This is a genomic window from Halorubrum halodurans, assembly GCF_002252985.1.
Taxonomy (GTDB): domain Archaea; phylum Halobacteriota; class Halobacteria; order Halobacteriales; family Haloferacaceae; genus Halorubrum; species Halorubrum halodurans.
Map to the genome: position 1 here is coordinate 21,752 of NZ_NHPJ01000039.1, position 6,997 is coordinate 28,748.

The 6,997-nt window shown below is 72.2% G+C and carries 6 protein-coding genes; 2 read left to right on the top strand and 4 right to left on the bottom strand.

Annotated elements, in window-relative coordinates; genetic code table 11:
• Positions 1-2: 2 nt before the first annotated feature.
• A complete protein-coding gene (locus DJ70_RS03525) occupies positions 3-1,949 on the bottom strand; it encodes a methyl-accepting chemotaxis protein (protein ID WP_094530196.1) in 1,947 nt (648 codons plus the stop codon).
• A gap of 271 nt (positions 1,950-2,220) precedes the next feature.
• On the opposite strand from DJ70_RS03525, the gene DJ70_RS03530 reads away from it, so the two are divergent.
• Positions 2,221-3,516 (top strand): DNA double-strand break repair nuclease NurA, encoded by a 1,296-nt coding sequence (locus DJ70_RS03530; protein WP_094530198.1) that lies wholly within the window; start codon positions 2,221-2,223, stop codon positions 3,514-3,516.
• Positions 3,517-3,576: 60 nt separating this feature from the next.
• A complete protein-coding gene (locus DJ70_RS03535) occupies positions 3,577-4,467 on the top strand; it encodes a mechanosensitive ion channel family protein (protein WP_094530200.1) in 891 nt (296 codons plus the stop codon).
• 55 nt (positions 4,468-4,522) lie between these two features.
• Here the strand turns inward: DJ70_RS03535 and DJ70_RS03540 are convergent, their stop codons facing one another.
• The 3 genes from DJ70_RS03540 to DJ70_RS03550 all read right to left on the bottom strand — a co-directional run.
• Positions 4,523-5,251 carry a CPBP family intramembrane glutamic endopeptidase gene (locus tag DJ70_RS03540; protein WP_094530202.1) on the bottom strand — a complete coding sequence of 243 codons (729 nt, stop codon included), beginning with the start codon at positions 5,249-5,251 and terminating at the stop codon, positions 4,523-4,525.
• Between the two features lie 25 nt (positions 5,252-5,276).
• Positions 5,277-6,563 (bottom strand): glucose-6-phosphate isomerase, encoded by a 1,287-nt coding sequence (locus DJ70_RS03545; protein ID WP_094530204.1) that lies wholly within the window; start codon positions 6,561-6,563, stop codon positions 5,277-5,279.
• Positions 6,564-6,642: 79 nt separating this feature from the next.
• Positions 6,643-6,997: DoxX family protein (locus DJ70_RS03550; protein ID WP_143420920.1), on the bottom strand; the 355-nt coding region annotated here is incomplete at its 5' end.

Below are 6,997 nucleotides of genomic sequence, written 5' to 3' on the forward strand. Positions count from 1 at the left end.
GCTCAGTTCGTCCCGCCGTCGCCCATCGCGACGGGGCGGGAGTCCGGCGTCGACCCGTCGGCCGTCGTCGACTCCGCGGCGACGTCGAACTTCCGGAGGAGCCGCCGGAGCCGCTCGGCGCGGTCGGTGAGCGATCCCGCCTCGCCGGCGGCCGTCGTCATCGTGGAGAGCTGTTCGTCGGCCGCGGCGGAGGCGTCGTCCGTCTCGGCGGCGGTGGATCGGCTGATCTCCGCGACCTCCTCGGCCATCGCCACCGCCTCCTCGGTGCTCGCCGCCTGATCGTCGGTCGCCTGGCCGATCTCGCGGATCCCGTCGTCGGTCTCGTCCGCGTTCTCGGCCACCCGCGTGAACGCGTCGGCGGCGTCGCGGACGGCGTCGGCACCCGTCTGCATGTGTTCCTCGGCGGTCCGGACCTCGTCGACGGCCGCCTCGGTCCGGGCCTGCGTTCCCGCGATGAGCTCCTCGATGTCGCCCGCCGCCTCCTTCGTCTCCTCGGCGAGCTGTTTGACCTCGTCGGCGACGACGGCGAAGCCGTCGCTCGATCCGGCCCCGGAGCCGCCGCCCGCGCGGGCGGCCTCGATGTTGGCGTTGAGCGCGAGCAGGTTCGTCTGGTCGGCGATGTCGCCGATCAGGTCGACGATGTCGCCGATGTCGGTCATCCGCTCGTCGAGGTCCCTGACCGTCTCCGCGGTCGAGTCGAGCGCCTCGCGCGACTCCCGGACGCTCGCTATCGCCTCGGCCGCGGTGTCCTCGCCCTCGTCGGCGATCGACGCCGTCCGCTGGGCGGCGTCGGCGACCGTCTCGGTCGAGGCGGCGACCTCCTCTATCGCCGCCGAGAGGTCGTTCATCTCGCTCGAGACCTCCTCGAGCATCTCGCGCTGCTCGTCCGCGCCGGACGCGATCTCCGCGATTGACCGGCCCAGGTCCGCGCTCAGTTGCTCGGCCGCGTCGACGCCGTCCATCGTCTTCTCGCTCGCCTCCGACACCTCGCCGGCGAACGACTGGACCTCCCGAACGGTGGACTCGAGGTCGTCGATCATCCCGTTGAAGGCGACGGCGATCCGCTCCATCGGCTCGCTCTCGCTCTCGGCGTCGAGCCGGACCGTGAGGTCGCCGTCGGCCGCCTCGGCCATGGTCGCGCGGTAGTCGTCCGCCTTCGTCTCGAGGTGTCGGTTGAGCCGTTCGACCTCTTCACGGCGCTTCTCGGCCTCGGCTTTGGCCGCCTCGACGTCCTGTATCTCCGCCCGTTGCTCGGAGACGAGTTCGAGCTGGCGTTGGGCCTCCTCGCGGGACTTCTCGATCGAGTACCAGTTGACGACGAGCGCGCCCGCGAGGGCGGTGACGAACACCGCGTGGATCCCGCCCCAGACGACGGGGTTGGCGATCGCGGCGGGGTGGTTGTACACCAGGCTCGCGTCGATCAGGCCGAACAGCCCGTGGCCGGCCGCGACGTACGCCATCCCGAGCCCGAAGGGGAGCCAGTCCTCGTACACCGCGACCACCGCGATGAACACGAAGAAGTGGAAGTGTGCCTCGATGTACCCGCCCGACAGCTTCACGAGCGCCATCGAGATGGTGAGCCCGCTGAACGTCGCGAGCACGGTCCGGGTCCGGCGGTCGAACCCCGACCACGTCGCGAGCAGTCCGGTCACGACGACGATCGCGAGCATCCCGCCGAGCATCCACGTCGGCGTGTTCGGGATCTCCGCCCCGGTGAACGGTTCGGTCCCCGAGTACACGCCCAGCGCGACCAGAATCGGGAGTTGCGCCGCGATGGCGATCAGGATGTTGCGGTGGCGCGGCCGCCACATCTCCTCGGGCATCGAGGTGCCGTCGGGGATGTACCCGAGAACCTCCCTGATCCCGTCTACCGTCCCGGCGCCGCCCTCGCCCGTTCCGCCCGACGGACCGCGGCCCTCCGTCGACGATCCGATCGTTGATTCGGCCATGAGCGTCGGTGGCCGTGTCGGATAAAATACCTCCGGCTCCGAATATTACGCCTGATACTCCCGAGAACGTCGGTCTCGGCTCCCGTATCGGCGGTTGGCGGCTGCCACCACGACCCGCGATCGGGGTCGGGTTCGCCGGGACGTCGAGGGGCGTCGGACCCGCGAAGCCCGTCGAGCGTCCCGGTCGGCGAGGGCGGCGAGGGCGGTGTCGGCCCGCGTCGTCGACCGCGCGGGCGACGCCCTTTATACGGATCCGGATCGCAGTACGGTCGTGACCCTCGATCCGATCCACGTCGAGAACATCGCGCGGCTCGCGTACGGGATCGCGGGCGACGTGGACACGACGGACCACGAGGACCTCGCCGAGCGGGTGTGGGACGAGTGGCTGACCGGGCTCCGACGCGACGGCCGGGTCGTGATCGAGCCCGTCGCCGACCACGAGCGCCGGCGGGCGCCCGTCGACGACGTGGCGCTCGCGGAGCGTCCCTTCGGGACGGTCCACGGGCTCGACTCCGGCACGATCAACCCGACGACGTTCAAGAACGGGCTGGTCGTCGACGTGGCGCACGCGGCGATGGCCGCGGAGCCGACCGACCTCGACCTCCACCGCGACCGCACCATCGTCGCGACCGTCCACGCGGGCGACTCGACCGCCGACTTCGACGGGGAGTGGACGAGACGCGACGACGGCCACACCCGCCAGCGCGTGCTCCACGCGCCGCGGGTGAACCGGTACGCCGAGGGGGTCGTCCACGCGCTCGCGCTCTACCTCGCGGAGGGGACCCACGCGCTCGACCACGCGGACGAGGTGGGAGAACTCCTCGTCCTCGACGGCCCGATCTACCCCAAGGAGCTCTTCACCTGGGAGGACCGCGACCCCGAGCTCGGCGAGCTCGCGCGGGAGGCGAAACCCCGCGCGGTCGTCGAGAAGTACGTCCGGCTCGTCGAGCGGTTCGTCGAGCGCGGCGTTCCCCTCGCCGGCTTCGTGAAGAACCCCTCGAGCCGGACGATCGTGCGGACGCTCTCCCGCAAGGGGTTCGAGTCGCCCTGGCCCGACGACACCGCACTCTTCACCCGGCTCCTGGAGCGGCGGGCGGAAGGCGGGGCCCGCGGGAGCACCGACGGCCGGGGAGGCGACGGCGGCCGAGAAGCCGCCGCCCGCCTCGACGACGAGCTCACGTTCACGACGTGGTTCCACAGCCGCGGGGGCGCGGACGGGACGATGGCGGCCGACGCCGACGCGCTCGGGATCGACCGCGACCTCGACCCCGAACTGTACGAGCCGACGTTCATGGTGCTGTACGACCCGCGGACCGACGTGACCTACAAGCTCGAGGCGCCCTACGCGTTCACCCGCGACGAGGGGACGCGCGACCGGCTGACCCGGCAGGTGCTCGCGGACGTGGCGACCACCAGAGGACCGCCCGCGGCGGTCGGGAAGGCCGACGCGCTCGCGCGGATCGACGCCACGGAGAAGGCCGCCCTGCGCCGGAAGTTCGAGGAGCGGTTCGACAGCGACCGGCAGGCGACCTACGACGACCACCGGTGGGGGAAAGACCGGTACTGACCGGCCGGGACCGACGGGCGCCGGTCCGGGCTTTTTGTAGGCTCGCCGCGACGCGGCCGTATGATCGGCCAGAGCGCGACCGGCGGGACGTCGCTGCCGAGGTGGGTGACCGAGGTCGTCTCGGCGTACGATCGGGTGTTCTCGGAGCTGTTCTGGTTCCTCCTCGCGCTCGCGACCGTCTACCTCCTCGGCCAAGTCGTCGTCGTGCCGTTCGTGGTTCGGGTCGTGCGGGCGCGCAACCGCAACAACCCCACGATCGAGTCGGCGGTGACGACGTACGTCCGGGTGGCGCTGATCGGGTTCGCGACGCTGACGGGCGTGATAGCCGCCGGCTACGGGAGCGTGCTCACCGACTCGGCGATCGTGATCGCGGCGATCACGTTCGTCTTCGGCATCGCCGGCCAGCAGGTGTTCGGGTCGCTCATCAGCGGGATCTTCCTCGTGGCCGACCCCGACTTCAACGTCGGCGACTGGATCGCGTGGCCGAGCGGGGAGGGGACCGTCGAGGCGGTCGACTTCCGCGTCACGCGGGTCCGGACGCCGAACAACGAGACGATCGCGGTCCCGAACACCGAGCTCACGAGCAACGCGCTCACCCGACCCTACGGCCGGGACACCTACCGGATCACGGAGACGGTGTACGTCGCCTACGACGAGGACGTCGAGCGGGCGCTGATGGAGCTTCGCGCGGTCGCGACCGACCGGGAGCCGATCCTCGAGGAGCCGGCACCAAACGCGCGCGTCCTCGAGCTCGGGGAGAACGCGATCACGGTACAGGCGGAGCTGTGGGTCGACGACCCCGGCGATCGGGACGTCGCGACGCTCCGGTCGGACTTCCGCCGGGCGGTGAAACGGCGGTTCGACGAGGAGGGGATCGCGCTCGCGCCCCCGTCGGGACGGTCGCTCTCGGGCGAGATCGCCGTGACGGAGGGTTCTGACGGGGAGACGTGACCCGCCGCCGGAGGCGACGGACGGAGGAACCCGATCCGCCGGTCCGACCGCGGCCTCACAGCGCGTTCGCGAGCAACAGCGCGTAGATCGCGGCGTTGTACACGCCGTGGGCGAGTCCGGGGACGAGCACGTTCTCCGTCCGCTCGTAGAGGAGGCCGAGCACGCAGCCCAACACGAGGACGACCGCGACGTACGCCCAGCGCTCGGCGGACGTTCCCTGGATCCCCGAGAGGTGGACGACCCCGAAGAGCGCGCTCGCGAGCAGGATCGCCGGGAGGGCGTCGAACGCCCGGCGGAGTCCTCCCTGGACGACGCCGCGGAACAGCACCTCCTCGACCGGACCGACGACGAGAAGCGAGACGACGACCATCGCCGCGTAGTACCCGACCGGGTCGCCGGCGGGGACGACCGCCCGGTTCTGCCCGGTGGAGAGTCCGACCTCCCGGAGGAGGAACAGGGAGCCGTACTGGAGCGCCAGGAGGGCGATCCCCGCGGCGACGACGATCCCGACCTCCCGGAGCGACGGCCGCGCGACCCGGAGGAGGTCGCGCTGGTCGGTGATCGCGAGGTACCCGGCGGCGGCGACGAGGAAGCCGGCGAACTGGCCGAGCGTCCGGAGCAGCTGCCACCCGTTTCCGCCGTCGGCGACGAGGCCGAGCCGGACCGCCAGGTCCGCGACCGGCGTGGCGACCGCGCTCGCGACGACGAGCGCGAACACGACCGCGAAGGCCGCGCTCGCGACGCGGACGGCCCGATCCAGAAGCGGGGGGAGTTCCTCCGTCATCGCCGGACGTACGCGACCCGCGGTGTTAGTCGATCCGGAACTCGCGTTTGTCGGCGACCGCCTCCGCCTCGGGGAAGTCGCCGCCGCCGAGCAGGCCGCGGGCCGCCCGCTTGCCCCACTCGACGGCCGGCTGGGTGAACGTCGAGACGCTCGCGAGCTCGCCGTAGAGCACGCAGGCCGCCTCCATCCCGAACAGCAGCTCGCCGAGGCTCCGCTCGTCGACGCGGTCGATCTCGATCCGGACGTTGGGCACGTCGGCGGCCGCGAGGCTCGCCTCCGTCGCCGCGAACTCCGCGTCCAGCAGGTCGCCGAGCGAGGAGCCGCCGAGGTAGGAGAGCCCCTCCAGATCCGTCTCGGGGATCGGCGCGTCGGCGCGCTCGGTCGGGCGCACGAGCGTCACGAGCTTGTCCGCCGGCCCGGCGCGGTAGAGCTGGAGCTGGGAGTGCTGGTCCGTCGCGCCGAGCGCGCGGGCGGGCGTCTGGCCGAGCCCGTCCTTCCCGAGGCTCTCGGCCCACAGCTGGGCGAACCACTCCGCGAACGTCTCCAGCGACTCGGCGTACGGCATGACGGCGTTGGTGAGCGCGCCCCGCTCCGCGAGCGCGTACGTCGTCGCGCCGTAGGCGTACGCCGGCGACTCGTAAAGCGACCCCGCGAGCGCGTCCATCCCGTCGCGCCCGCCCGCGAGCACCGCCTCGACGTCGTGGCCCTGGAGCGCCGCGACCGCGAGCCCGACCGTCGAGAGGACGGAGAACCGGCCGGGAACTCCCTCGGGGACGTCGAGCGCGGGCAGGTCGTGCGTCTCCGCGAGCCGCCGGAGGTTGCCCGCCTCGCCGGTCGTGACGAGGGTGCGGTCGGTCCAGTCGACGCCCGCGTCGGCCATCGCCTCGCGCACGACGAGGAAGTTCGCGAGCGTCTCCGCCGTGGTCCCGGAGCGCGAGACCACGTTGACGACCGTGTCGGCGAGCGGCAGGTCGGCGAGCAGCGCGTCGACCGCGTCGGGGTCGACGTTGTCGAGGAAGTACGCGTCCACGTCGCTCTCGAGCGCGTCCGCGAGCGTCGCCGCGCCGAGCGCGCTCCCGCCGATCCCGACGGTGAGGACCGCCGCCGGCTCGTCGAACGGCTCGACCGCGGCGCGGATCGCCGCCGGATCGGCGGTTTCGGGCAGGTTCAAGGAGGCGTAGCCGAACTCGTCGGCGGCCATTCCGCGCGCGATCCGGTCGTGGGCGTCGGCGACCCGGCCGTCGAGCCGGTCGAGCGTCTCCTCCGTGAGCCCCGGCTGAGTCTCCAGGGCGTTACCGATGTCTACGTCCATACGCGGGACAGACGCCAGCGGCCCATAAGAGTAGGCCGTCGGGTCGCGATCCCGGCGCGACGCCGCCGGCGTCCCGCGCTCACTCGGTCGGGATCACGGGCTCGCCGTCGTCGACGGCGGGGCGCCCGATCCAGCGGTCGACGGAGAGCGGGCCCGATCCGAGGGTGAAGACGGCCGAGGCCAGTCCGAAGAGCGCGACGTGGGCCAGTACGGGGTCGTCCGGGAGCCCGAACAGCGTGGTCGTGAAGAGGACGAACGAGACCGCGGCCGCGCCGCGGGTGAAGAAGCCCGCGACGAGCGCCAGGCCGACCGCGATCTCGGTCACGCCCGCGCCCACGACCCAGAGGCCGGGGTCGACCGGGACGACCGCGGTCAAGTCGTACTTCTCGACGACGAGCAGGCCGCTCGCGGGGTCCGCGAGCTTCTGGATCAGG

Excerpts from the sequence above, each read along its gene's own strand:
- DJ70_RS03535 (WP_094530200.1), top strand. The coding sequence starts at position 3,577 with ATGATCGGCCAGAGCGCGACCGGCGGGACGTCGCTGCCGAGGTGGGTG.
- DJ70_RS03540 (WP_094530202.1), bottom strand. The coding sequence starts at position 5,251 with ATGACGGAGGAACTCCCCCCGCTTCTGGATCGGGCCGTCCGCGTCGCG.
- DJ70_RS03545 (WP_094530204.1), bottom strand. The coding sequence starts at position 6,563 with ATGGACGTAGACATCGGTAACGCCCTGGAGACTCAGCCGGGGCTCACG.
- DJ70_RS03525 (WP_094530196.1), bottom strand. The coding sequence starts at position 1,949 with ATGGCCGAATCAACGATCGGATCGTCGACGGAGGGCCGCGGTCCGTCG.